The sequence below is a fragment of the Actinoplanes sp. NPDC026619 genome, assembly GCF_040638295.1.
Lineage (GTDB): Bacteria > Actinomycetota > Actinomycetes > Mycobacteriales > Micromonosporaceae > Actinoplanes.
The window spans coordinates 333,651-356,546 of sequence record NZ_JBEZYA010000004.1 but is presented as its reverse complement, the minus strand read 5'-3'; the positions used below and the strand labels follow the sequence as shown (position 1 = coordinate 356,546).

Annotated in this window: 23 protein-coding genes; 10 read left to right on the top strand and 13 right to left on the bottom strand. The window is 70.8% G+C overall.

Annotated features, from left to right (window positions below; all coding sequences use genetic code 11):
- Positions 1–31: 31 nt before the first annotated feature.
- Together AB0E90_RS12335 and AB0E90_RS12330 are read left to right on the top strand one after the other, a co-directional pair.
- Entirely contained in the window at positions 32–982 is a 951-nt protein-coding gene (locus AB0E90_RS12335) for a diacylglycerol kinase family protein (RefSeq protein WP_360403120.1), read from the top strand.
- A 404-nt stretch (positions 983–1,386) separates the two neighbouring features.
- Positions 1,387–1,641, top strand: a complete 255-nt coding sequence (locus AB0E90_RS12330) for a WhiB family transcriptional regulator (protein ID WP_093619131.1) — start codon at positions 1,387–1,389, stop codon at positions 1,639–1,641.
- 424 nt (positions 1,642–2,065) lie between these two features.
- Here AB0E90_RS12330 and AB0E90_RS12325 read toward each other — a convergent pair whose 3' ends face one another.
- The 3 genes from AB0E90_RS12325 to AB0E90_RS12315 all read right to left on the bottom strand — a co-directional run bounded on the left by AB0E90_RS12325 (position 2,066) and on the right by AB0E90_RS12315 (position 5,401).
- Positions 2,066–2,821 carry a CbiX/SirB N-terminal domain-containing protein gene (locus tag AB0E90_RS12325; protein ID WP_360403118.1) on the bottom strand — a complete coding sequence of 252 codons (756 nt, stop codon included), beginning with the start codon at positions 2,819–2,821 and terminating at the stop codon, positions 2,066–2,068.
- The gene (locus AB0E90_RS12320) at positions 2,803–3,555 is read right to left on the bottom strand and encodes a phosphoadenylyl-sulfate reductase (RefSeq protein ID WP_360403116.1); all 753 of its coding nucleotides are present in this window, start codon (positions 3,553–3,555) and stop codon (positions 2,803–2,805) included. The genes AB0E90_RS12325 and AB0E90_RS12320 overlap by 19 nt, the downstream gene beginning before the upstream one ends.
- Positions 3,556–3,706: 151 nt before the next feature.
- The gene (locus AB0E90_RS12315) at positions 3,707–5,401 is read right to left on the bottom strand and encodes a nitrite/sulfite reductase (protein WP_360403114.1); all 1,695 of its coding nucleotides are present in this window, start codon (positions 5,399–5,401) and stop codon (positions 3,707–3,709) included.
- A gap of 309 nt (positions 5,402–5,710) precedes the next feature.
- Between AB0E90_RS12315 and AB0E90_RS12310 the strand changes: the two genes are divergently transcribed.
- A complete protein-coding gene (locus tag AB0E90_RS12310; RefSeq protein ID WP_360403112.1) occupies positions 5,711–7,126 on the top strand; it encodes a glycosyltransferase family 39 protein in 1,416 nt (471 codons plus the stop codon).
- A gap of 5 nt (positions 7,127–7,131) precedes the next feature.
- Here the strand turns inward: AB0E90_RS12310 and AB0E90_RS12305 are convergent, their stop codons facing one another.
- Together AB0E90_RS12305 and AB0E90_RS12300 are read right to left on the bottom strand one after the other, a co-directional pair.
- Positions 7,132–8,688 carry a histidine kinase N-terminal domain-containing protein gene (locus AB0E90_RS12305; RefSeq protein WP_360403110.1) on the bottom strand — a complete coding sequence of 519 codons (1,557 nt, stop codon included), beginning with the start codon at positions 8,686–8,688 and terminating at the stop codon, positions 7,132–7,134.
- 10 nt (positions 8,689–8,698) lie between these two features.
- Positions 8,699–9,736 (bottom strand): SIS domain-containing protein, encoded by a 1,038-nt coding sequence (locus AB0E90_RS12300; RefSeq protein WP_360403108.1) that lies wholly within the window; start codon positions 9,734–9,736, stop codon positions 8,699–8,701.
- Positions 9,737–9,949: 213 nt separating this feature from the next.
- Here AB0E90_RS12300 and AB0E90_RS12295 point away from each other — a divergent pair, with 213 nt between their 5' ends.
- A complete protein-coding gene (locus tag AB0E90_RS12295) occupies positions 9,950–11,422 on the top strand; it encodes a tetratricopeptide repeat protein (protein ID WP_360403106.1) in 1,473 nt (490 codons plus the stop codon).
- Here AB0E90_RS12295 and AB0E90_RS12290 read toward each other — a convergent pair.
- From AB0E90_RS12290 to AB0E90_RS12265, 6 genes are all read right to left on the bottom strand, one after another.
- Complete coding sequence (locus AB0E90_RS12290; RefSeq protein ID WP_360403104.1) at positions 11,419–11,634, bottom strand: biotin/lipoyl-binding carrier protein; 216 nt, start codon at positions 11,632–11,634, stop codon at positions 11,419–11,421. The two genes, AB0E90_RS12295 and AB0E90_RS12290, sit on opposite strands and share 4 nt — an antisense overlap.
- Before the next feature lie 260 nt (positions 11,635–11,894).
- The gene (rsrA, locus tag AB0E90_RS12285; RefSeq protein ID WP_360403102.1) at positions 11,895–12,182 is read right to left on the bottom strand and encodes a mycothiol system anti-sigma-R factor; all 288 of its coding nucleotides are present in this window, start codon (positions 12,180–12,182) and stop codon (positions 11,895–11,897) included.
- Between the two features lie 6 nt (positions 12,183–12,188).
- The gene (locus AB0E90_RS12280) at positions 12,189–12,974 is read right to left on the bottom strand and encodes a sigma-70 family RNA polymerase sigma factor (protein ID WP_360403100.1); all 786 of its coding nucleotides are present in this window, start codon (positions 12,972–12,974) and stop codon (positions 12,189–12,191) included.
- 145 nt (positions 12,975–13,119) lie between these two features.
- Positions 13,120–13,722 (bottom strand): alpha/beta family hydrolase, encoded by a 603-nt coding sequence (locus tag AB0E90_RS12275; RefSeq protein ID WP_360403098.1) that lies wholly within the window; start codon positions 13,720–13,722, stop codon positions 13,120–13,122.
- 33 nt (positions 13,723–13,755) lie between these two features.
- Positions 13,756–14,151, bottom strand: a complete 396-nt coding sequence (locus tag AB0E90_RS12270) for a WhiB family transcriptional regulator (RefSeq protein ID WP_360403096.1) — start codon at positions 14,149–14,151, stop codon at positions 13,756–13,758.
- 193 nt (positions 14,152–14,344) lie between these two features.
- On the bottom strand, positions 14,345–15,022 hold the full coding sequence (locus tag AB0E90_RS12265) for an SOS response-associated peptidase (RefSeq protein ID WP_360403094.1): 678 nt from the start codon (positions 15,020–15,022) through the stop codon (positions 14,345–14,347).
- 78 nt (positions 15,023–15,100) lie between these two features.
- Between AB0E90_RS12265 and aroA the strand changes: the two genes are divergently transcribed.
- From aroA to AB0E90_RS12235, 6 genes are all read left to right on the top strand, one after another.
- Entirely contained in the window at positions 15,101–16,393 is a 1,293-nt protein-coding gene (aroA, locus tag AB0E90_RS12260; protein ID WP_360403092.1) for a 3-phosphoshikimate 1-carboxyvinyltransferase, read from the top strand.
- 3 nt (positions 16,394–16,396) lie between these two features.
- Positions 16,397–17,467: a ribosome small subunit-dependent GTPase A gene (rsgA, locus tag AB0E90_RS12255; RefSeq protein WP_360403348.1), complete on the top strand. Its 1,071-nt coding sequence runs from the start codon at positions 16,397–16,399 to the stop codon at positions 17,465–17,467.
- Between the two features lie 70 nt (positions 17,468–17,537).
- On the top strand, positions 17,538–18,341 hold the full coding sequence (gene hisN / locus AB0E90_RS12250; RefSeq protein ID WP_360403090.1) for a histidinol-phosphatase: 804 nt from the start codon (positions 17,538–17,540) through the stop codon (positions 18,339–18,341).
- Positions 18,342–18,526: 185 nt separating this feature from the next.
- Positions 18,527–19,393 (top strand): hypothetical protein, encoded by an 867-nt coding sequence (locus tag AB0E90_RS12245; RefSeq protein ID WP_360403346.1) that lies wholly within the window; start codon positions 18,527–18,529, stop codon positions 19,391–19,393.
- A 385-nt stretch (positions 19,394–19,778) separates the two neighbouring features.
- Positions 19,779–20,525, top strand: a complete 747-nt coding sequence (locus AB0E90_RS12240) for an STAS domain-containing protein (protein WP_360403088.1) — start codon at positions 19,779–19,781, stop codon at positions 20,523–20,525.
- Positions 20,526–20,534: 9 nt separating this feature from the next.
- Positions 20,535–21,092: a DUF5709 domain-containing protein gene (locus tag AB0E90_RS12235; protein WP_360403086.1), complete on the top strand. Its 558-nt coding sequence runs from the start codon at positions 20,535–20,537 to the stop codon at positions 21,090–21,092.
- On the opposite strand, the gene AB0E90_RS12230 is transcribed toward AB0E90_RS12235, so the two are convergent.
- Positions 21,089–21,730: a response regulator transcription factor gene (locus tag AB0E90_RS12230; RefSeq protein WP_360403084.1), complete on the bottom strand. Its 642-nt coding sequence runs from the start codon at positions 21,728–21,730 to the stop codon at positions 21,089–21,091. The genes AB0E90_RS12235 and AB0E90_RS12230 overlap by 4 nt on opposite strands.
- On the bottom strand, positions 21,730–22,857 hold the full coding sequence (locus AB0E90_RS12225; protein ID WP_360403082.1) for a DUF5931 domain-containing protein: 1,128 nt from the start codon (positions 22,855–22,857) through the stop codon (positions 21,730–21,732). Before AB0E90_RS12225 ends, AB0E90_RS12230 begins: the two co-directional genes overlap by 1 nt.
- Positions 22,858–22,896: the final 39 nt, after the last annotated feature.

Genomic DNA, 22,896 nt, shown 5'->3' with positions numbered 1-22,896 from the left:
CAGAACGCGCTCGGCGGGTACAGTGCCGCCCATGCGGGCGTTACTGGTGGTTAACCCGAAAGCCACCACCACAAGCGAGCGCAGCCGAGACGTTCTGGTCCGGGCCCTGCGCAGCGCGGTCGATCTGACCGTCGAATACACCACCCGTCGCGGCCACGCGGCGACCCTGGCGCGGTCCGCCGCGGAGAGCGGCGTCGATGTCGTGGTCACCCTCGGCGGTGACGGCACGGTCAACGAGGCGGTCAACGGGCTGATGACCGCGCACGCCGCGCTGGACGGCATCTCCGGCCCACGCGCGCACGCGCTGCCGGCCCTCGCGGTGGTGCCGGGCGGATCGACGAACGTCTTCGCCCGCGCGCTCGGGCTGCCTCGCGACTGGGTCGACGGCACCAGCATGATCCTCGAGGCGATGCGCGAGGGCCGGCACCGGGTGATCGGGCTGGCCCGCGCCGACGACCGTTACTTCACGTTCGCCGCCGGCCTCGGCCTGGACGCGGCGGTGGTGCGCCGGGTCGAGCAGGCCCGGCTGCGCGGCCGCAAGTCCACCCCGTCGCTCTACTTCCGCTCGATCATCGGCCAGTTCCTGGTGAGCGACGACCGCAAGACACCACCCATGACGATCGAACGGCCGGGCGAACCGGCCGAGATGGACCTCGGCACGGTGATCGTGCAGAACACCGCACCGTGGACCTACCTGGGCGATCGCCCGATCAACCCGAACCCGGGCGCGTCCTTCGACCGTGGCCTCGACGTGTTCGCGATACGCCGGCTGGCGGTGACGAGCACCACACGGACTTTGGCCCAGCTGGCCACCCGCGCGGGCGACCCGCAGGGCAAGCAGACGCTGCACCTTCATGACCAGGGTGAGTTCACCGTGGTGTCGAACCGGCCGCAGGCGTTCCAACTGGACGGCGACTACCTCGGCGAGCGACAGAAGGTGCACTTCGTGTCCGTTCCGGAAGCGCTACGTGTGATCTGCTGACGATCGGGTACACGATCACGATCCGTTACAGAAACACGGTCAAAAGAGCGGCAACGCGGCCCGGACCGTACTACATTGATGGGAGCGTTCGTCATCCGGCTCTGGTAGTTGAGGGCAGAACCGGACAAAGGGGTCGTGAGCCAGCTCACCCGCGCGGAGAAAGTTCCGCCGCTACCCTTGACATCGCGAGAGTTCGTGAAAGCATTCACAAGCGATAAGAAGTAACCGGTTGCTGCTTGCGCGCGTTCCTAATCAAGAAGCGCTGAACGGCTTCCAGCAACACCAAAAGCTTGCTGCCGCTCCGGCGACCAGACGGGCCCCCGCCCGACGGAAGCCAGCGCGCACGCATAGGTAATACAAGTAGCGATTCATTTACCCCATCCGAAACAAGGAGTGTTGCCGCCATGGACTGGCGTCACGATGCGATCTGCCGCGACGAGGACCCGGAGCTGTTCTTCCCGATCGGGACGTCCGGCCCCGCGCTCCTGCAGGTCGAGCAGGCCAAGGCCGTGTGCCGGCGGTGCCCCGTGACCGAGGAATGCCTCTCGTGGGCACTCGAGTCCGGTCAGGACGCCGGCGTCTGGGGCGGGATGAGCGAAGATGAACGGCGCGCAGTCAAGCGTCGTGGCGGCCTCCGGGTCGGCGCTCCTACCGCCTGAACCAATCCCCCTAGAGCATTTACGCCCCGGGCCGCATCGGCTCCGGGGCGTCTTGCTGTTCCCATCCAATTACCGTGGGCTCATATTTCCTGAGAGCTTTATGAGAGTCGCTCCGCAGCGCTTGAATTGGATCACAGTGAGTCTCGCTCGGATTCGCGAAATGATCTCGAAATTGCATACGGCTCAAGACTCATCACCCTCCGCTGTGGAACATGAATACCCTCTACAGGGGTGCATGATCCGGTTACTCTCCGCAACAGAGCGAGAAAAAGATTCCGATGTCGTGCCTGAGCGGTGAGTACGGACCGTCGCTCCCGCCAGGACCGCGGCGCGGCGAGCAGGCCGCTGGCGCGTCCAGAACGCTCACCCCACCACGGCGACCTGCGTGCATGGTTGCGGTCAAACCGACACCCGTAGGGCACTCTCAGGCCGCGACAGAGGCCCGGGCGACTACCGCGTTGACCCGGGCTGCCACGAGGTGGACCAGTTCGAGGGCGTCGGTCAGCGGAGCGGCGATCGCCACCGCACCCGCCCCTCGGGCTGACTCGGCCGCCAGGTCGTAGAGGTAGCCCGGAGCCAGGAAGTAGGCGGCCATGCCGATGCGGCGGGCGCCGGAAGCCCTCAGGAGATCCACAACGGCGGCCGGAAGCGGCGGGGCGGCCGAGGAGTAGGCCACGACGCACGGGAGGCTCAGGCGTGCGCTGAGAGCGTCCGCGGCCCACTCGACCGTGGCGCGGGCGGCCGCGTTGCGTGTGCCGGCCGCGGCGAGGACGACGGCGTCGAGGCTCGCGAGTGACGGCAGCCGGCGGATCAGGCCGTCGATCAGGAGCGGCGGGACCGGCGGCAGGCCGGCCACCGGGGCCGGCTGCGGGCCGAGCACCTCGGCCAGGGTCACCGAGACGGGCAGGGCCGCCGCCGCGTGCAGGACCGCGGGAATGTCGATCCGGCCGTGGTAGGCCTTCGTCAGCAGCAGCGGCACCACGACGGCCCGGCTACCCGGCGCCAGCCCGGCCAGGACGTCGAGCGGGCGCGGGCCGGCATGGTCGAGATAGGCCGCACGCACCTCCCACGACGGGTGGGCGCGGCCGACCGCGCGGGCCAGCGCCTCGGTCGCCACGGCGGCCCGCGGGTCGCGGCTGCCGTGGGCGACGAGAACGACGGTCAGACGTGCAGGCCGCATTCGGTCTTCTCGAACATCGCCCAGCGGCCGGCCCGCGGGTCCTCGCCGGCCTTGGTGCGCCGGGTGCACGGCCAGCAGCCGATCGACCCGTAGCCCTTCTTGAACAGCTCGTTGACCGGCACGTTCCACCGGCTGATGTAACGGTCGACGTCGGCCTGGGTCCAGGCCGCGATCGGGTTGACCTTGACCTTGCCCTTCTTGGCGTCGAACGTGACGACCGGCGTGTTGGCGCGGGTCGGCGACTCGTCGCGGCGCAGGCCGGTGGCCCACGAGTCGTACTCACTGAGGGCCCGCTCGAGCGGCTCCACCTTGCGCATGAAGCAGCACTCGTCGGGGCTGCGGGCGAACAGCCGCGGGCCGAACTCGCCGTCCTGCTGGCCGACCGTCATGTTCGGGCGGATCGAGCGCACGTTGACGTCCATCGTGGCGGCGACGATGTCGCGCACCTTCAGCGTTTCCGGGAAATGCAGGCCGGTGTCGAGGAAGACCACGTCCACGCCCGGCGCGACCCGGGAGAACAGGTGGGCCACGACGGCGTCGGCCATCGAGCTGGTGACGCAGAAGCGCGCGCCGAACGTGTCGGTCGCCCACTTGGCGATCTGCTCGGCCGGGGCGCCCTCGAGCGCGACGGCGGCGTCGAGCGCGAGCGCCTTGAGCTCCTCGGGAGTGCGCCGGCCTGCGATGGCAGCCGGGCCGAGGCCGATGAGATTGAGTGAGGTGGCCATGACTGTCATCGGTTTACTCCCTTGGACAGCAACCCGTTGAACTTGACCGTGAAAACTCGGGCGCAGGAGTGGCACTCCCAGGCGCCGTGCGAAGCCTCGTTGGGGCGAAGGTCCTCTTCACCGCAGTAGGGGCAGTAGAGCGGGGCGGATCGGGCGTCGCTCATTTGAGAAGCGCCTCCTCGGCCCGCATCACCCAGGTGGCGAACGTCTCACCACGGTCGGTGCGGTTGTCCAGGTAGTTGCGGGCGACGCGTTCGACGTACTCCGGAAGCTCGTCGGCCGTTGCCTTGAGGCCGCGCAGCTTGCGGCCGAAACCGGCGGTCTCGCCCTTGGCCATGCCGAGCGCCCCGCCGAGGTGGATCTGGAAGCCCTCGACCTGCTCGCCGTGCGCGTTCATGACCAGTTGGCCCTTGAGGCCGATGTCGGCGACCTGGGTGCGGGCGCAGGCGTTGGGGCAGCCGTTGATGTGCACCGAGATGTCGGCGTCGAAGTCGGCCAGCCGCTCCTCGAGCCGGGCGACCAGCTCCTCGCCGCGCGCCTTGGTCTCGACGATGGCGAGCTTGCAATATTCGATGCCGGTGCAGGCCATCGTGCCCCGCCGCCAGGCCGACGGCCGCGCCTCGAGCCCGATCCCGCGCAGCCCGCGGATCAAGCCCTCGACGTTGTCATCAACCACATCAAGGACAAGCAGCTTCTGGTACGGCGTGAGCCGCACCCGGTCGGACCCGGCCGCCTCGGTGAGGTCGGCCAGCTTCGACAGCTGCGTGCCCGAGGACCGGCCGACCACCGGCGCGGCGCCGATGTAGTTGAGCCCGTCGCGCTGCTTGTGCACCCCGATGTGGTCGATCGGCCGCTCCGGAAGCTCCGGCGACGGACCGTCGATCAGCGCCCGGCCGAGGTATTCCTTCTCCAGGACCTCGCGGAACTTCTCCACGCCCCAGTCGGCGAGCAGGAACTTCAGGCGGGCGCGGTGCCGCAGCCGGCGGTAGCCGTAGTCGCGGAAGATCCCGATCACGCCCTCCCAGACGTCCGGGATCTCGCCCAGCGGCACCCAGACGCCGAGGCGCTCGGCCAGCCGCGGGTTGGTGGACAGCCCGCCGCCGACCCACAGGTCGAAGCCGGGGCCGTGGTCGGGGTGCACGACGCCGACGAGCGAGATGTCGTTGGCCTGGTAGGGCCCGTCCGGCAGCCAGGAGATGACCGACTTGAACTTGCGCGGCAGGTTGGAATAGGCCGGGTCGCCCACGTACCGCTTGACGATCTCGTCGATCGCCGGCGTCGCGTCGATCACCTCGTCGGCGGAGACCCCGGCGACCGGCGAACCGAGCACGACCCGGGGACAGTCGCCGCACGCCTCGGTGGTCTGCAGGCCGACCGCTTCGAGCCGGCGCCAGATCTCCGGCATGTCCTCGACCCGAATCCAGTGCAGCTGGATGTTCTGCCGGTCGGTGATGTCGGCGCTGTCCCGGCCGAACTCGGTGGAGATGCCGGCGATGGCGCGCAGCTGGGCCAGGTTGAGCGCGCCGCCGTCGACCCGGACCCGCAGCATGAAGTATTCGTCCTCGAGCTCTTCCGGCTCGAGGATCGCGGTGCGGCCGCCGTCGATCCCGGCTTTGCGCTGGGTGTAGAGCCCCCACCAGCGGAACCGGCCACGCAGGTCGGCCGGGTCGATCGAGGAGAAACCGCGGTGCGCGTAGATGTTCTCGATCCGCGCGCGGACGTTCAGCGGGTTGTCGTCCTTCTTGCTGCGCTCGTTGGGGTTGAGCGGCTCGCGGTGTCCGAGCGCCCACTGACCCTCGCCGCGCGCCTTACGGGGGCGGGCGGTCGGTGTAGCTGGGGTGCTGCTGGGCGCCATGTCGGCGGTCCTCCGGGTGTCGGTGGGCGCGCTTCGACGCTTGCGGCATTTGGAGGACTCGTGACATCTGTGTCAGGAGAGTGCCGGCACGTCTGGCACGCCCGGACTCAAATCGGGCGGCGTCAGTAAGCCGGACACATCGCGCTGCGGACGCGGCCGTAATCAACGTGGCGACGGGCCACGAAGCGGCGGTCAACGGCAGCGGTCATGTCGGTAAGCCTCTCACGCGTCGGCATTCTGGGCCAGTACGGTCCAGATTCCGGGAGTGTGCGCCCGAGCACACAGGCCGACCTGCAATTCTCTCTCTCCGTGAAGCTTGCTCGACCCCTCTCCTGGGCGCTCCCCGCGCTGTTCACCGCGCTGGTGGTGAGCTGGCGCGCGGGCACACCGGAGCCCTGGCGGGACGAGATGGCCAGCTGGAGCGCGGCCGGCCGGACGGTCGGGGAGATCTCCGAGCTGGGCCGCAACATCGACGGCGTCACCGTGCCCTACTACCTGTTCCTGCACGTCTGGATCGGGTTGTTCGGCGACTCGGTGATCGCCATGCGGGTGCCGTCGGTCATCGCGATGACCGCGACGGCGGCGGTCGTGGCCCTGCTCGCCCGGCGCTGGTGGGGTGAACGGGCCGGCCTGCTCGCCGGCCTGCTGTTCGCGGTCGTGCCGGCGGTCTCCCGCTACGGGCAGGAGATCCGGGGGTACGCGTTCGCGGCGCTCTTCGCCGCGCTGGCCACCCTGCTGCTGGCGATCGCCCTCGAGCGCTGGTGGGTCTGGACCAGCTACGGCCTGGCGGTGGCGCTGACCGGCCTGTCCCACCTGCTCAGCCTGCTGGTGCTGACCGGGCACGCGGTGCTGGTGCTGGTGGCGGTCCGGCGCGGGGGCCGGCTGCGGGTGCTGTGGTGGCTGCTCGCGCTCGTCGCCGCGGCCGGCGTGGTGCTGCCGATGACCTCGGCCGGGCTGGGCGAGCAGTCGGCGCAGCTGAACTGGCTGACCGCGGCCACGCTGCCGGAGCTGGCCCGGGCGATCGGAGCGATCTTCCTGGTCCCGGCGGTGACCGTGCTGGTGGGACTGCTGGCCGTCGCCGCGCCACGCCGGTCACCGGGGGCGCCGGTCCTGGTGCTCTGGTCGGCGGTGGTGCTGCCGATCGGGACGCTCTACGCGTACGACCATTTCGTCGCACCCATCTTCGTGGCCCGTTACCTGCTGTTCGTCGTACCCCTGCTGTGTGCCCTGGCCGGCGCCGCGCTGGCGCCGTTCCGCCTGCCGTGGGCCCTCGTGCCGGTCCTGGTGGTCGCCGCCGTGGGTGCGCCGTCGCAGCGGTCGATCCGGCGGGCGCACTCGTCGTCGGACTACCGGGCCGCCGCCGAGGTGGTCCTGACGCACCAGCAGGCCGGCGACGGAATCATCTACGCGCCCCGCCGCGGCTGGCAGATGACCGACCTCGGCCTGGAGTACTACCTGGGCGACCGGGCGCCGAAGGACGTGCTGCTGGCCTCGGACGAGGTGGCGAACGCGTCGCTGTGGGCGACCGAGTGCGCCGACGCGGCGAAGTGTCTGGGCAGCACCCAGCGGGTCTGGGTGGTGGCCGCCGACAACCTCTCGCCGGCGTTCCGGGCGACCGTCACCAACCAGCTCTCCAGCAGCGCCAAAGCGGCGCTGGCCGGTTACCAGCGTTCGGGCTCCTGGCGGGTCCGCGGCTTCACCGTCACGCTTCTAACGCTTTCCTAGCGGCACTACCGCTTTCCTAGCGGCACTACCAGGACGGCCTCGGTGCCGCCACCGGCCCGGTTGCGCAACTCGATGCTGCCGCGCAGCTCGCCGGTGGCCAGCGCGCGGACGATCTGCAGGCCCAGGTTGCTGCTCGACTCGGCGCGGAAGCCGTCCGGCAGGCCCTGGCCGTTGTCAGCCACCGTGACGTGCAGCTGCTTGCGGAAGCGGTGCGCCGAGACGACCACCTCGCCGACCTCGGCCCGCTCGGTGTCCAGCGGCACGTTGTCGTTGTCCTCGTCGGAGGCCGGGAAGCCGTGCTCGACCGCGTTGATCAGCAGCTCGTTGACCACGATCACCAGCGACGTGGCGATCTCGGCCGGCAGCACGCCGAAGGTGCCCTCGCGGCGCATCTTGACCGTGAAGTTGGTCGCCGCCACCTCGGTCGCCGCGGTGGCCACCCGGTCGACGATGCCGTCGAACTCGACCGCCTCGTCGCTCGACATCGAGAGCGTCTCGTGCACCAGGGCGATCGAGGCGACCCGGCGCACCGACTCCTGGAGCGCCATCTTGCCCTCCGGCGAATCCACCCGGCGGGCCTGCAGGCGCAGCAGCGCGGCCACGGTCTGCAGGTTGTTCTTCACCCGGTGATGGATCTCCCGGATGGTGGCGTCCTTGGTCATCAGGGCCCGATCGCGGCGGCGGACCTCGGTGACGTCGCGGACCAGCACCAGCGCGCCGATCGGCACGCCGGCCGGCAGCAGCGGCAGCGCCCGGGTGAGCACGGTCGCGCCGCGGGCCTCCACCTCCTGGCGGGGCGGGAACTCGCCGCGCAGCGACGCGTGCATCCGCTCGGCGGTGTCGTTGCCCTCCAGCGGGTCGGCGGCGAGCCGGCTGGTCAGCATCGACAGCTCCTCGCCGACCAGGTGTGCGTTGAAGCCGAGCCGGCGGTAGGCGGACTGGGCGTTCGGCGAGGCGTACGTCACCTTGCCGCTCGCGTCGAGCCGGATCAGGCCGTCACCGACCCGCGGCGCCGAGGTGGTCTCGCCCGGGTGCCGCGGCGGCGGGAAGGTGCCGTCGGCCACCATCTGCGCCAGGTCGTCGGCCGTGGTCAGGTAGTTGAGCTCGAGCTGGCTCGGGGTGCGCGCGGTGGACAGGTTGGTGTCCCGGCCGATCACCGCGATGACCTCGCTCCAGCCCTCCTCGCGATCTTTCTCGTCGCGCAGCCGCACCGGGATGGCCTCGTGCCGGGCGGGGGTGTCGCCGTACCAGACCGGGTCGCCCTCCCGCCAGATGCGCTCCTGGGTGAAGGCGATGTCGAGGTGGGCCACCTCCGGCCCGCCGACGATCTTGCCGACCTGGTCGTCCTGGTACGCGGTCGGCGCGGTGGTCGGCCGGACCTGGGCGACGCAGAGGAACTCGCGCCCCCGGCCCGGCTCGCTCCGCACCGGCACCCACAACAGCAGGTCGGCGAAGGACAGGTCGCTCAGCAACTGCCAGTCGCCGGCGAGCCGGTGCAGGTGGTCGATGTCGGCGGGGCCGAGGCCGGTGTGCTCCTCGGCCAAATCGCGCAGGGTGGACACGCCCTTAGTTCTACAGGGTGCTCGTTACCTTCTTGAGTCCACGCGGCGCGTCGGGGTCCTCGCCGCGGGCGAGCGCCAGGGCGAGAGCGAGCTTCTGCAGCGGCAGGATGTCGAGCAGGGCGCTGTACCGCTCGTCGGCGACCGCGGGCACAGCCAGCCGACCGGAGGCGCCCTCGATGTCGCTGGCCCCGATCGTCACCACGTCGGCGCGGCGCTCGGCGAGCCGGTCGACCACGTCGCGCATCGCCCGGCCGCCCGGGCCGTCGCCGACCACGGCCAGCACCGGCACGTCCGGGTCGGCCATCGCCAGCGGGCCGTGCAGCAGGTCGGCGCCGGAGAACGCGAGAGCCGGCAGGTAGGACGTCTCCATCAGCTTGAGGGCGGCCTCCCGGGCGGTCGGGTATGCGTACCCCCGGCCGGTGGTCACCATCCGCGAGGCGAACCGGTAGCGCTGGGCCAGCTCGTCGGCGGCCGGGTCGGCGAGCGCGTCGTCGGCCAGCTGCGGCAGCTTGTCCAGCGCGGCGCGCTCGTCGTCGGGCAGTCGCCCGTCCCCGGCCCGGACACCCTCGATGAGCAGCAGAAGAGCGAGAAGCTCGGCGGTGTACGTCTTGGTGGCCGCGACCGCCCGCTCGTGCCCGGCGGCCACGTCGATGGACAGCTCCGCCGCCCGGGCCAGCGGCGAGTCGGGGTTGTTGGTGACCGCGAGGGTGAGCCCGCCGTTCTCCCGGGCCGCGGTGAGCACCCCGGTGAGGTCGGGCGAGCCGCCGCTCTGGCTGACCCCGATCACCAGCGTGCCGCTGAAGTCGGGCCGGGCGCCGTAGAGCGTGATCGCGCTGGGTGACGCGCTGGCGACCGGGAGGCCGAGCCGGATCTCGGTGAGGTATGCCCCGTAGAGCGCGGCGTGGTCGGACGTGCCCCGGCCGACGAACATCACATTCCGTGGCTTCCGTTTCGCCACCTCGGCGGCCACTTCGGCGATCACGGAGAGGTGTTCGGCGTCGAGCAGGCGTGCGAATCCGCCCGGTTGTTCCGCGATGTCCGCCGCCATGCCCCGACCTCGCTGGGTCACTTTTCCTCCCCTGGTGAGCGCATCTCCGCGCAGTTGCTGCGCAGTCTTGCAATAAGTAGCTCGGTTAGTCAACGTTTCGAGCACTAATGAGCAAGGACTGGGCCTGACATTCAGGCCCCTCTTCCCCTAGTGTCTTCGTTCGTGGATGTACGCCGCGCTGCCGACCGCGCACTTGAGCAGGCAAGATCCGCTTTGGCGCGAGATGAGCCGCAGCAGGCCGCCGACCATCTGGCCGGGGCGCTCACCCACGCGCCCACCCTCCCCGAGGCCCATGAGCTGCTCGGCCGCCTCGCCGCCCTGCCCGGCGGCGGCCTCGCGCTGTTCCCGCTGGCCCCGCACGTGACTCCCGGTGGGCTGGCCGCCCGCGCCCACCTGCTCGCCGCCTCCGGCCATCCCGATGAGGGTCTGCCCCTGCTCGCCGCGGCCAGCGGCCGCGCGCCCGGCGCCGACTGGGCCGGCGTCCCCTGGGTCGGCGACCCGGCCCTCGGCGGCCGCGTCGACCCCGGCATGCTCGTCCAACTTCTCATGCGGCTGTGCACCGCCGTCGGCGATCCGGCGCCCGAGCGCACCCGCACCACGCTGCGGCCCTACCTGACCGTGGCCCAGCACGCGGTGCGGGCCAACCCGGAGCACGCGATGCTGCTCGGCGCCGGCTCGGCCCTGGCCCGGCGGATCGGCGAGACCGGGCTGGCCGTCGAGTGGGCCGCCCACGGCGCCCGGGTCCGGCCGTCCAAGCTCGCCGAGATCTGGCTCGGTTACGCCTACCGCAGCGCCGGCAAGGTGCCGGAAGCGCTGGCCGCGCTGCGCCGGGCGGTCACCCACGACCCCGACGACCTTTCGGTGTACGCCGACATCGCCGGCACCCTCGCCGACAACGGCCGCCTCACCGACGCGCTGAGCTGGGTCGACCGGGCCCTGGAGAAAGACCCCGACTACGACTGCGCTGTGCACACCGCGCACCGGCTGCGGCACCGCGCCGACGGCGATCTCGCCCACCTGGTGCGGCTCGCCGACTTCATCCGCGACCACCCCGACGAGTCGCACGAGCACACCGACCTCGCCGACTGCTGCCGCGGCGTCCCCTGGCTCGGCGGCACTCCCGCCGCGGCCCCGCTGCCCCGCGGCAACGCGCAGGCCGCCGACGCGCCGTCCGACGAGGCGGTCCGCCGGCTGCGCCAGGTCGCCTCGCTGTCCTGGTCGAACCCGCCGGCCGCCTACGACGCCGCCGTGCAGCTGATCATGGTGCAGCCCTACGACCTGCTCGCCGTCCTCGCCCACCCGCCGGTCGACGTGGCCGCCGCGGAGATCTGGGCCTGCCTCGGGCTGCTGCACCACGGGGCCGAGGAGCCGTGGCTCGACTCGGCACGCCGCAAGCTTCTGCTCGAGCTGATCGAGGGCGGCCTCGACCGGGTCACCGAGGCGGCGCTGTTCGCGCTGATCGTGTCGGCCTGGATCGACCCGGACGCCCGGGCCGACGTGGCCGCGATCGTTGCCGGCCGGCTCGCCGAGGTGGCCGGCCGCCCCGGCTCACGCACAGTGGCCGAGCTGGCCCTGGCCACGCCCGACCTCGACCCGGCGGTCCGTAAGACGGCCGCCGGGATGATCCGGGTGATCCCGCGCCCACGCCCGCGCAGCCGCCTTCTGCTGCGCTGGCGCCGCACCTAACCGATCACGGCGATCAGGTCGCCTTCCTGCACCACGTCGCCCTCGTTGACGGCCAGCTGAGAAACCGTGCCGTCGGACTCGGCGATCACCGGGATCTCCATCTTCATCGACTCGAGGATCACGAGGGTGTCGCCCTCGGCGACCGTGTCGCCGGCCGACGCCACGACCTTCCACACGTTGGCCACCATCTCGGCCCGGACCTCGTCCGCCATCGGAACCCTCCTCGTCGAACGTTCGTCAGGTCATCCAACCACGGCCGAGTCCGGCCCGGCGCGGCACGCCGACTACGATCGGGCCGGGAAACGTGCAACGAACAGGAGTCCGCCATGGCGAAGAAGTCCCGCAAGAAGAAGGCCCGTAAGAAGAGCGCCGCCAACCACGGCAAGCGCCCGAACAGCTGAGTTTGTTGCAGACATACGGAAAGGCCCGGCGATCTGCATCGCCGGGCCTTCGTCGTCGTCGGTTACTCCCGCTACGGGAGGTACTCCCGGGTCTCGACCTGGACTTCCAGTTGGTCGAGCTTGATCCGCAACCGCTCGCGTAGCTCACGGGGCGCCGTCTCGTCGCCGCAGCAGCGGGCCACCAGGGCCTTCACCTCGTGCTCGATGCCGTACTCCCGCAGGCACCCGGTGCAGTCGTCCAGGTGCTTCTGGATCAGCGAGCGCCGATCCTCGCTGCACTCCAGATCGAGGTAGAGATAGACCTCGCTGAGGACGAAGCCGCAATCGGGCTCTTTCTCGTCGCCGTTAACGCCGCTCATCTCGCGTCACGCCTCCTGCGGTTCCGATGCGGTCCGGGTAATGCCGCGATCGACGGCGTACTGCTCGAGGAGCTTGCGCAAATTGCGCCGGCCGCGGTGCAGCCGCGACATGACCGTACCGATCGGCGTACCCATGATGTCGGCGATCTCCTTGTACGAGAAACCCTCGACATCGGCGAGGTACACGGCGAGCCGGAAATCCTCCGGCAACTGCTGAAGGGCGTTCTTGATGTCGCTGTCCGGCAGGCGATCGAGCGCCTCGGTCTCGGCTGAACGCAGACCCACCGACGTGTGCGACTCCGACGAGGCCAACTGCCAGTCGGTGATCTCCTCGGTCGGCGCCTGCAACGGCTGACGCTGCTTACGCCGGTAGGAGTTGATGTAGGTATTGGTCAGGATTCGGTACAACCACGCCTTGAGGTTGGTGCCCTCCTCGAACTGGTGAAACGCGGAGTACGCCTTCAAGAACGTCTCCTGCACCAGGTCCTCCGCGTCGGCCGGATTGCGCGTCATCCGCAGACCGGCCGCATAGAGCTGATCCACGAACGGCAACGCGTCCCGCTCGAAGCGCGCGCGGCGCTCCTCCGTACGCTCTGTTTGGGCCACCCTCGACTCTCCCCTCGACTGCCCCGCCGAGGATACGGGTAGTGCCCCAGGAGACGCTGAGAAAACCGCGGGTGTGCTGACACTCACCGATGGCATGGCGCTTTCGGCGGCCGGCCACGCCGGTCCGGTCAGCAGTTCACGTACTCGGGTGACCTCACGGTCATCGCGCTTGGTACCGGCAACCACCTGAACAAACCCCTTTCGCGATACAAGCTCGCGGGTCTTATAACCACGACCGCGCAACTTGCATTCCGGGCTTGATGGCCTCGCCTCGCTCGGCGGGTGTTGCGCCCCGAGAGGTCGTTGTCGAGAGGCGCAACGCGACTCTGGTTCAGCTTGCCCAACCGTGGGTGCGCAGCCAGTCGACAGCGATGGTTGCCGTCTCCGCCACGCCCTTGCGCAGGTCGTGGGTGGCGCCGGGGCGGACGGCGACCTCGACGCCGGCGACTGGGGTGGGCATGCCGAAGGGGTCGCGGTCGCCGTTGAGGACCAGCGTGGGCACGGCGGTGGGCAGTTCGGCGGCTCGGCTCTTCTCCGGCTTGCCCGGCGGGTGCAGCGGAAACGCCAGGGCGATAACCCCCGCGGCGCCGAGGGTGGCCGCGGTGCGACACGCGACTCGCGCTCCGCTGGACCGGCCCCCGAAGATCAACGGCAGCTTGGGTACGCGGTACTTCGCGATCACCGCTTCCCACGCCTCGTCGAGCTGCGCGATCGGTGCGGGCGCTCGTCGTCCGGCGACGCGGTACGGCTGGGTGACGAGCACCACGCGTACGCCTGAAGCGGTTGCTTTTTCGGTCAGCGCGACCAGGTCGGGCGCGTCGACGCCGCCGCCCGCGCCGTGGCCGAGAAAGAGCAGGCTGACGGGCGGGCCGGCCGGATCCACAAGGCGAATTCCGGCCGGTCCGCGCGGCGTCTCGATTTCGGTGCTGGTCACCGCCCTATACAAGCAGCAGTGCCCGCTGCGGCATCAGCGACTCAGCGGGATGAGCGTGAGCAGACGACGATCCTCCTCGTCCGGGCCGTCATCGACGGTTGCCCCGTCCGGCCGGACGCGTTCGCGCCAGGCGACCAACATGGCGCGGCGTTCTCGGGGCGTGGTGCCGCCCCAGACGCCATGGCAATCGCCCACCTGTAGTGCCCAGGCCAGGCATGGACCCTGCACCGTGCACGTCCCGCAGAGCGATATCGCGCCCTCGGACGGCTCGTTCGGAGCCGGAAAGAACGTCTCCGGATCCACGCTGCGGCAGGCGCCACGTGTGCGCCAAGCCTCATCGGTGCGGCGTTCCTGGATCGCTTCGAGAAGTCGCGGATCGCGTCGAGCGATGGCTACTTCGTGTGGACGCGGCATACGAGCCCGTGTCAAATCAGCCCACCTCCCCCGTGGGACCGGTAATGCGCGTGGTGACATGCCCGCACCGTGCGGACCGGCACCACTCCGGCGCTGGTTTGTATCGCACCGGGGAAGATCAGAACAAGGGGCTTATCTATCTCGAAACAAAGTTCGCAGCTTGAAATGTGTACATATTTCAACAAAGACCGCTGTTGATCATGAGAGTTCAGAAGAGCGTTGTCTCCGGGATCAACTCCGGCGGAGGCGCCAGCAGGTGCGGGCCGTTGTTGCGCACGTTGCCCACCGCGGGACCGACCGGTCGCACCTCGATGGTCGCGAGTTCACGGTCGGTAATCGGCTGCAACAATTCGGCCGGGTCGCCGCCGCCGGCCAGCCAGTCGGCCCAGCGATCGGGCGGCAGGATCAGCGGCATGCGGTCGTGCACCCGCTCGAGCCCGCCGCGCGCGGCGGCGGTGAGGACGCTGCACGTCCGCTGGGACTCCCACGGCGCCCAGATGCCGGCGAACGCGAGCACACTTCCGTCGGCCGGGGTCATGTAGAACGCCTGGCGCTGCTTGCCGGTGCGGACCCACTCGAACCAGCCGTCCGCCGGGACCAGGCAGCGGCGGCGGGCGAACGACGGGGCGAAGGCCGGGGAGGTGGCCACCGTCTCGGAGCGAGCATTGATCATCTTGGCGCCGCCGCGGGCGTCCTTGGCCCAGTGCGGGATCAGGCCCCAGCGCGCGGTGTCGAGCACTTTTTGATCATCGGAGATGCGCACGAGCGGGACCGGATCGGTGGGCGCGACGTTCCAGCTCGGCCCCAGCCCTTCGGTGACGTCGACGGCGTCGAAGAGGTCGCTGAGGTCGGCTTCGCTCCGCGTCGTCGCGTACCGCCCGCACATGAGTCGGTACGGTACGCCTTCCGAACTGATCCCGGGGGGCGGGAATACGCCGGGGAAATGTCGTACCCCGAAGGCAGAATGTCCACCGTGACTGCTGAACCTCGCCCCTGGCTCGCACCGACCGCGTCCGCCCCGGTCACCACGACCGTGCGGCTGCCCGGCTCCAAGTCGATGACCGCCCGCGCGCTCATCCTGTCCGCGCTGGCCGGCGGCCCGTCGGTGATCGAGCGGCCGCTGCGCGCACGAGATACCGAGCTGATGGCCGCCGGTCTGCGCGCGCTCGGCGTCGCGGTCGACACCGGGGCCGACGACCGCTGGGCGATCGAGCCCGGCCCGCTGCGCGGCCCCGCCCGGGTCGACGTCGGCCTGGCCGGCACGATCATGCGGTTCCTGCCGCCGGCGGCCGCGCTGGCCGACGGCGTGATCGAGTTCGACGGCGACCCGCACGCGCGCAACCGGCCGCTGCGCCCGATCGTCGAGGCGCTGCGTGCGCTCGGCGTGTCGATCGACGCGTCCGACACCGGTGGCCTGCCGCTCACCGTGCACGGCGCCGGCCTGGTCGAGGGCGGCGAGGCGGTGATCGACGCGTCGGCGTCCAGCCAGTTCGTCTCCGGCCTGCTGCTGTCCGCGCCCCGCTTCACCAAGGGCCTGGTGCTGCGGCACGAGGGCCCGCCGGTCCCGTCCGCGCCGCACCTGCGGATGACGACCCACATGCTGCGCGCCGCCGGCGCTCAGGTCGACGAGTCGGTGTCCGACGTGTGGACGGTTTCGCCGGGCCCCCTCGCCGGGCGCACCTGGGTGATCGAGCCCGACCTCAGCGGCGCCGCTCCGTTCTTCGCCGCCGCCATGGTCACCGGTGGAGCCGTGACCCTGGCCGGCTGGCCGGCGTCGAGCTGGCAGCCGGTCGAGCGCCTCGCCGAGCTGCTCACCGCGCTCGGCGCCGACGTCTCGCAGGGCGCGGCGGGCCTGACCGTCCGCGGCACCGGCACGCTGCGCGGCATCACCGCCGACCTGTCCGAGGTGAGCGAGCTGACGCCGGTGATCTCGGCGCTGGCCGCGCTCGCCGAGGGCCCCAGCGAGCTGCGCGGGGTGGCGCACATCCGCGGCCACGAGACCGACCGCATCGCCGCGCTCGCCGCCGAGCTGAGCAAGGCCGGCGCGGAGATCACCGAGTTCGCCGATGGGCTGCGCATCGAGCCGCGGCCGCTGCGGGCGACCTCGTTCGAGACCTACGCCGATCACCGCATGGCGCACGCCGCCGCAGTTATCGGACTCGCCGTGCCGGGCATAGAGCTCACCGACGTAGCGTGTACGTCGAAGACGTTGCCCGAGTTCCCCGAACTCTGGGCGGGACTCGTGGCGAGGAGCTAGACCCTGCCAGCACGCAAGCGGGAGTACGACGAGGACGACGTCCGGATCCGTCCGGGCCGTTCGTCGCGCCCGCGTACCCGAACCAGGCCCAAACACGACGACGCCATCGACGGGCTGGTCATCACCGTCGACCGCGGGCGGTACGGCTGCGTGCGCGAGGACGCCGCGGTCGACAGCCCGATCATCACCGCGATGCGTGCGCGCGAGCTGGGCCGCAAGTCGGTCGTCGTCGGCGACCGGGTGGCGCTGGTCGGCGACGTGACGGGTGATGCGGGCGCCCTCGCTCGCATCGTCCGCATCGCCGAGCGCACGTCGGTGCTGCGCCGCACCGCGGACGACGACGACACCACCCCCGAGGGTCGCCTCGAGCGGGTGGTGGTCGCCAACGCCGACCAGCTGGTGATCGTCAGCGCCCTGTCCGATCCCCCGCCGCGAACCGGTTTCATCGACCGCTGCCTGGTGGCGGCCTACGACGCCGACATCGAGCCGCTGCTCTGCCTGACCAAGGCCGACCTGGCCGGCCCGGCCGCGGTCCTCGACTACTACGCCGAGCTCGACCTGCCGCACGTGCTGGTCCAGCCGGACAGCGACCTGGCCGAGTTGCGCGGACGCCTGGCCGGCCAGATCTCGGTGATGGTCGGCCATTCCGGCGTCGGCAAGTCCACCCTGGTAAACCGCCTGGTCCCGGACGCGCTGCGAGCCGTCGGCGTGGTCTCCGCGATCGGCAAAGGGCGGCACACGTCGACCAGCGCCGTCGCCCTCCGGCTGCCGCTGGTGGGCCGTTCCCGCAAGGACCCCGGCTGGATCATCGACACCCCCGGCATCCGCAGCTTCGGCCTAGCCCACGTGAGCGCCGAGAGTCTCCTGCACGGCTTCCCCGACCTGGTCGAAGGCACCCTGGAGGACCAGCCCAACTGCGGCCACACCGCGAGCGACGCCGACTGCCACCTGGACGCCTGGGTGGCCGCTGGCAAGGCCGACCCCCGCCGCCTGGCGTCCTACCGCCGCCTGCTCGCTTCCCGAGCCGGCGACCTGGACTTCCGAGACCACCCGGAGCCCGAACTCCCAGCCTGACCCGCCGCGGCCGTCCGTGCGGTGCGGGCGCGCGAGACGGTCGGGCCGGGGATCGGCTAGCGTGCGACGCATGGCCGGATATGCCGACGACCTTGCGCTCGCTCACCTGCTCGCCGACACCGCCGACTCGATCTCGATGGGGCGGTTCCGGGCACTCGACCTGCGGGTGGAGTCGAAACCCGATCTCACTCCGGTCTCCGATGCCGACACGGCCGTCGAGCAGGCCATTCGCGGGACGCTCGCCCGGGCCCGGCCGCGGGACGGGGTGCTCGGCGAAGAGTTCGGGAGCACCGTGGCGGCCGCCGGGCGGGGCAGCCGCCGGTGGGTGATCGACCCGATCGACGGCACCAAGAACTTCGTGCGCGGCGTGCCGATCTGGGGCACCCTCATCGCGCTGCTCGAAGGCGACACCCCGGTTGCCGGGCTGGTCTCGGCGCCGGCGCTCGGCCGGCGCTGGTGGGCGGCGCGGGGCCACGGCGCGTTCGCCGGGAAGCACCAGCACGCGGCCACCCGCATCAACGTCTCCGGCGTCGGGCGGCTCGCCGACGCCAGCTTCTGCTACGCCAGCCTGAACGGCTGGGCCGACACCGGCCGCCTCGAGCCGGTCGTCGATCTCGCTCTCAACACCTGGCGGAGCCGCGCCTACGGCGATTTCTACGGCTACATGCTGCTGGCCGAGGGCGCCCTGGACATCATGATCGAGCCGGAGCTGTCGCTCTGGGACGTGGCCGCGCTCATCCCGATCATCACCGAGGCCGGCGGCACCATCACCGAACTGACCGGCCGCCCGGCCGGCGACAAGACCGCAGCCATCGCCACCAACGGCCTACTGCACGAAACGATCCTCACCGCCCTGACAACCCGCCAGCGCTGACCCACCGCCGCCCTCGGAGCCCGTGTTTGGAGGCTGAAGATCGGGCAGGGGGCATTGCGGCGTGACTTAGCGAGGCGAAAAGGGCGCTCTGGCGGGGCCGGAGGCTGGGGTTAGGGCTCGGCGGGGTGGGGAACTCCACTATCGTGCGTCAGGTGGTGTCTCCGGGCTGGTTCTTCCTCGCCGCCATGATCTTGGCGTATGGGGTGGCTAACCTGCTGCAATCGGCAGCGGCGGCCAAGACCACCGTGCACCACACCTTTGATCCGGGGCTGCTCGTCCGGCTCGCGGGGCAGCGCACCTACCTGCTCGGCATCGGCTGTCAGACGCTCGGGTTCGTGCTCGCCTTCCTCGCCCGGCGGGATCTTCCGCTCTTCCTCGTGCAGGCCAGCGTTGCCGCGGGGCTCGGGGTTACCGCTCTGCTCGGCGTACTCGTCCTGAAATGGACCCTGCCCGCCGCCGAGGTCCTGCTTCTCACCCTGCTGCTCGCGGGGATCACCGCCCTGGTCATTGCGGCGGAGCCGGCGCATTCGCGCCGGCTCGGGGCGGTCGTCGTGGTCCTTCTGGGCGCGTCGGTTCTGGTGATCGCGGCGGCCGGCTACTTTGCCGTACGGCTCCATGGCGCGCTCGGCTCCGTAGTGCTGGGTTCGCTGGCCGGCGTCGATTTCTCGGCGGCGGCGATCGCGGCCCGGCCGCTGGCGAACGAGCACTCGGCAGCCGAATTCTTCACGAATCCGCTGCTCTACCTCCTGGTGATCCACTCCCTGGTGGGGCAGCTGCTTCTCGGGCTGGCCATGCAGCGCGGCTCGACCACGGCCGCGGTGGCTGCCATGGACGCGGCCGGGGCGGTTCCGGCGGCGATCGTCGGCCTGCTGCTGCTGGGCGACCGCATCCACGAAGGGCTGGGCTGGCTGGCCGCGGTCGGCTTCGTGACCACGCTGGCCGCGGTGATCGGGCTGACCCGCTACGCGGAGCCACAGCACCACCATGCGACGGCCACCCCGCGCCGCCCGGACGCGACCACTCCGCTCCGAACGGCGCCGACCGGCCACTGACCGGGCGACGGGCTCTGGGCGAGCCGGCACGGCTGCGCATTCGCAAGTCTTGGGATTTTGCCGCGCCCGGCGCTTCAGAGACCTCTCGCGGCCGAATCGCCTTGCGCGATGGGCGCGCTGCGGGCTGTTTTGGCAGGTGGTCGCGCTGTGGGGGCGGGGCGGGCGGGGTTTGGCGGGGGCGATTCGCTGCGTACTGGCTAAGGGAAGTTGATCCTCGTGGGGCCGCGGAGCGTAATCGTGCATGAGAGCAGAGGTGTGGGGTACATCTCGACCATGCCCATCGGGCGCTTATGTCCCGAATGAGGGGAAACAAGGATCGACTGACGGTTCTCCTCGGACGCGCCGAAATGCGGGGAGGGGGCAGGTTATGCACAATGGAGCGATCATGTCGAGCGAGGTGCACTACCTGGTAGACAGCGATCAGCCGTATCCGCTGCTCCGGCTGGCTGGGGTGCTCGACGTGGCGTCCGCGCCGGAGGTGCGGTCCGCGCTGCTCGATGTGCTTGCCGGGCAGCCCGAGGCCGTGGTGGTTGATGTTGGTGGGCTCGAGGTGAGTGATCCCGCGGCCGTTGCGGTGTTGCGCGACGTGCGCCGGGACACCGCCGACTGGCCGGCCGCGCGGCTCACGCTGTGCAACGTGCGGGACGCTACCGTGTGGCAGAGCGTGGGCTGGCCGGTGTGGCCGGACAGTGACCAGGCGTTTGCCCAGCTCGGGGCGCCGGCCGCAAATCATCGGGTGAGTGTCGATCTGGAGCCGCAGGTCGGGGCGGCCCGGCGGTCGCGGGAGCTGATCAGCAGCGCTTGCGACGAGTGGGATCGCAGCGACCTGGCCGGGTCGGCGTGCATCGTCGTCACCGAAATGGTCAACAACGTCGTGCAGCACGCGCACACCTCGATGATTCTGCTGGTCGCGGCGCACGGGGACGGCGTCAGCGTGGCCGTGCGGGACCATTCGGGGACCGTTCCGTCGTTCACCGGGGCGCCGGCGCCGACCTCCTACGGCGGGCGGGGCATGCTGCTGATCGATTCGGTAGCCAGCCGGTGGGGCAGTCTTTCGCTGACCGACGGCAAAGTGGTGTGGGCGCTGATCGCGGACGACGGCACGGGCATGACTGGGCCCGGCCGCGGGTAGATTGCGACCATGCGAGACAACGACTATCCGTCTGAGGTGTCCGACCCGGAGTCTTCGGGTCTTCCGGGGACGGCGGACGACGATTCCAACGCCTACGACTCCGTCGAGAGCACCCGCTGGGCCGACGGCGCCGACCCGGCCGCGCTGGCCGGGGTGGGCCCGGGTGGCTCCAACCGGTTCGGCGACACGGCCGAGGAGGCGCGCGAGGGCGAGTCCCTCGACTACCGGCTCAAGCAGGAGGTGCCGGACGTCGGGGCCGAGGACCCGCTGCCCCCGACCCGCGACCCGGTCGACGAGACGGTGGACAGCTCGGAGCAGCGTGACTTCGACGCCGATGTGTGGGGCGCCAGCCCGACCTCGGACCCGAAGTCGCAGATCTCCCTCTACGACGACGGCCAGCTGGACGACGACGACCCGGAGCCGGTCGGTCGCCTGGTGGCGACGGACGAGGGTTACGGCTTCGACGACGAGGCGGACAGCGTGGCTTACGACGCGGGCGCGGCCGGCGGCGGCGCGAGCGCCGAGGAGCTGGCCATGCACGAGACCAACGCGCCGGATTTCGACTAATCCAAGCCCTGCTCGATGGCGTAACGGGTCAGCTCGACCCGGTTGTGCAGCTGAAGCTTGCCGAGCGTGTTCTGGACGTGGTTCTGCACGGTGCGATGGCTGAGCACCAACCGCTCGGCGATCTGGCGGTAGGACAGGCCCTTCGCGACGAGCCGCAGAACTTCGGTCTCACGCTCGGTGAGCTTTGGCGTCGTTTCATCTGATTTGTCTGGCTCGGCGGCCAGTCGCCGGAACTCACCGAGCACCAGGCCGGCCAGTCCCGGGGTGAATACCGTGTCACCGGCAGCCGTCCGCGCCACCGCGTCCAAGAATTCCGCCAAGCCCGCGGATTTCAGTAAATATCCGTTCGCGCCGGCTTTCATCGCGTCGAGGACGTCCTGCTGCTCCCCGCTCGCCGACAGCATCAGGATCCGCACCGACGGCAGCGCACCTCGCAGCCCGTTGATCACCTCGACGCCCGAGACATCCGGCAACTGCAGGTCCAGCACCACGACGTCGGGGCGGGCCGCCGCGGCAATCCGCACGGCCTGCTGCCCCTCGCCCGTGCTGGCCGCCACCTCGTAGCCGGCCGCGGCGAGATCGCGGCTCACACCCTCACGCCACATCGGGTGGTCGTCCACCACCATCACCCGGACCATCAGGTCAGCCTAGTCACCGTCATCTCCACCTCGGTGCCCTGACCGGGCGCGGAGACGATCGCGACGGTGCCGCCCAGGTCCTCGATCCGGCCCCGGATCGACTGCGCCACCCCGAGCCGGCCCTGCGCCTGCGCCTGCGACAGCCGGTCGGTCTCGATGCCACACCCGTCGTCTCGCACGGTCACCACGACCTCGTCCGGCGCGTCCTCGACGAGGATGTAGACCCGGGTGCCGGGATCGCAGTGGCGTTCCACGTTGTCCAGGGCGGCGGCAACCGCCGCGGCGATCTCGCGGGCGGTGCCGGGCGGCAGCCGGACCGGTTCGGCCGGGCCGGAGATGGTCACGTTCGGCGACTCCTGCCGGCTCAGCAGCGTCATCAGGTCGGTGCCGTCGTCGCCGTCGGCCGGGACCGAGCGCGCGGCGACCAGGCTGCGCAGCTTCGCCTCCTGCTCGCCAGCCAGCCGGGCCAGCTCGCCGGCCTCCCCGTCGAGCCCGGCCCCACGCCGTTTCACCAGCGCCAGGACCTGCAGCACGGAGTCGTGGATGTCGCGGGCCAGCCGTTCCCGCTCCCGGGTGGCGGCCTCCAGCTCGATGGCGCGTTGCAGCCGTTCCTGGGCGACCTCGGCTATCCGCACCAGGTAACCGACCGCGATCGCGGCCAGCAACATCAGCACCGAGCCGGTGAGCGCGGCCTGGTCGCGGTGGGCGCGAACGATCAGGTCGGTGGCGCCCATCAGGAGCGCGCCGGTGATGCCGGCCCGCCGACCGCCGGCCACCGCCCAGGCGAGCACGGGCGCGACGTGCCAGGCGACGGCGAGGGTGGGCTTGCCCTCCTCGAGCGCCTGCCGGCCGACCACCGGCACGCTGGCGGCCAGGGCCGCCGCGGTGAGCAACAGGTCGGCGATCAGCAACGGCGGGCGACGGCGGACGGGATTCGCATAGGCGTACGTCGTGAAGACCGTCCACGCCAGCATGACCGCCACCACCGGCCACGCGAGGACGGGCCGCTGATAGTGCGCGACATTGCGGACGACCAGGATCGTGGCGTAGGTCAGCGCGGCAATGCGATAGACCGCGATCGCTCTCCACAACGGCGCCTGAAATCCGTTGTCCCGCCCCTGCCGCATCCGCCGACCTTGCCACATCCGACCGGTCCGGCGGGGCCC

What these genes read in the sequence shown, in the direction of transcription:
- AB0E90_RS12335 (WP_360403120.1), top strand. Translation starts at nt 32, where the DNA reads ATGCGGGCGTTACTGGTGGTTAACCCGAAAGCCACCACCACAAGCGAG.
- AB0E90_RS12330 (WP_093619131.1), top strand. Translation starts at nt 1,387, where the DNA reads ATGGACTGGCGTCACGATGCGATCTGCCGCGACGAGGACCCGGAGCTG.
- AB0E90_RS12325 (WP_360403118.1), bottom strand. Translation starts at nt 2,821, where the DNA reads ATGCGGCCTGCACGTCTGACCGTCGTTCTCGTCGCCCACGGCAGCCGC.
- AB0E90_RS12320 (WP_360403116.1), bottom strand. Translation starts at nt 3,555, where the DNA reads ATGACAGTCATGGCCACCTCACTCAATCTCATCGGCCTCGGCCCGGCT.
- AB0E90_RS12315 (WP_360403114.1), bottom strand. Translation starts at nt 5,401, where the DNA reads ATGGCGCCCAGCAGCACCCCAGCTACACCGACCGCCCGCCCCCGTAAG.
- AB0E90_RS12300 (WP_360403108.1), bottom strand. Translation starts at nt 9,736, where the DNA reads ATGGCGGCGGACATCGCGGAACAACCGGGCGGATTCGCACGCCTGCTC.
- AB0E90_RS12290 (WP_360403104.1), bottom strand. Translation starts at nt 11,634, where the DNA reads ATGGCGGACGAGGTCCGGGCCGAGATGGTGGCCAACGTGTGGAAGGTC.
- rsrA (WP_360403102.1), bottom strand. Translation starts at nt 12,182, where the DNA reads ATGAGCGGCGTTAACGGCGACGAGAAAGAGCCCGATTGCGGCTTCGTC.
- AB0E90_RS12265 (WP_360403094.1), bottom strand. Translation starts at nt 15,022, where the DNA reads ATGTGCGGGCGGTACGCGACGACGCGGAGCGAAGCCGACCTCAGCGAC.
- aroA (WP_360403092.1), top strand. Translation starts at nt 15,101, where the DNA reads ATGTCCACCGTGACTGCTGAACCTCGCCCCTGGCTCGCACCGACCGCG.
- hisN (WP_360403090.1), top strand. Translation starts at nt 17,538, where the DNA reads ATGGCCGGATATGCCGACGACCTTGCGCTCGCTCACCTGCTCGCCGAC.
- AB0E90_RS12245 (WP_360403346.1), top strand. Translation starts at nt 18,527, where the DNA reads ATGATCTTGGCGTATGGGGTGGCTAACCTGCTGCAATCGGCAGCGGCG.
- AB0E90_RS12240 (WP_360403088.1), top strand. Translation starts at nt 19,779, where the DNA reads ATGTCGAGCGAGGTGCACTACCTGGTAGACAGCGATCAGCCGTATCCG.
- AB0E90_RS12235 (WP_360403086.1), top strand. Translation starts at nt 20,535, where the DNA reads ATGCGAGACAACGACTATCCGTCTGAGGTGTCCGACCCGGAGTCTTCG.
- AB0E90_RS12230 (WP_360403084.1), bottom strand. Translation starts at nt 21,730, where the DNA reads ATGGTCCGGGTGATGGTGGTGGACGACCACCCGATGTGGCGTGAGGGT.
- AB0E90_RS12225 (WP_360403082.1), bottom strand. Translation starts at nt 22,857, where the DNA reads ATGCGGCAGGGGCGGGACAACGGATTTCAGGCGCCGTTGTGGAGAGCG.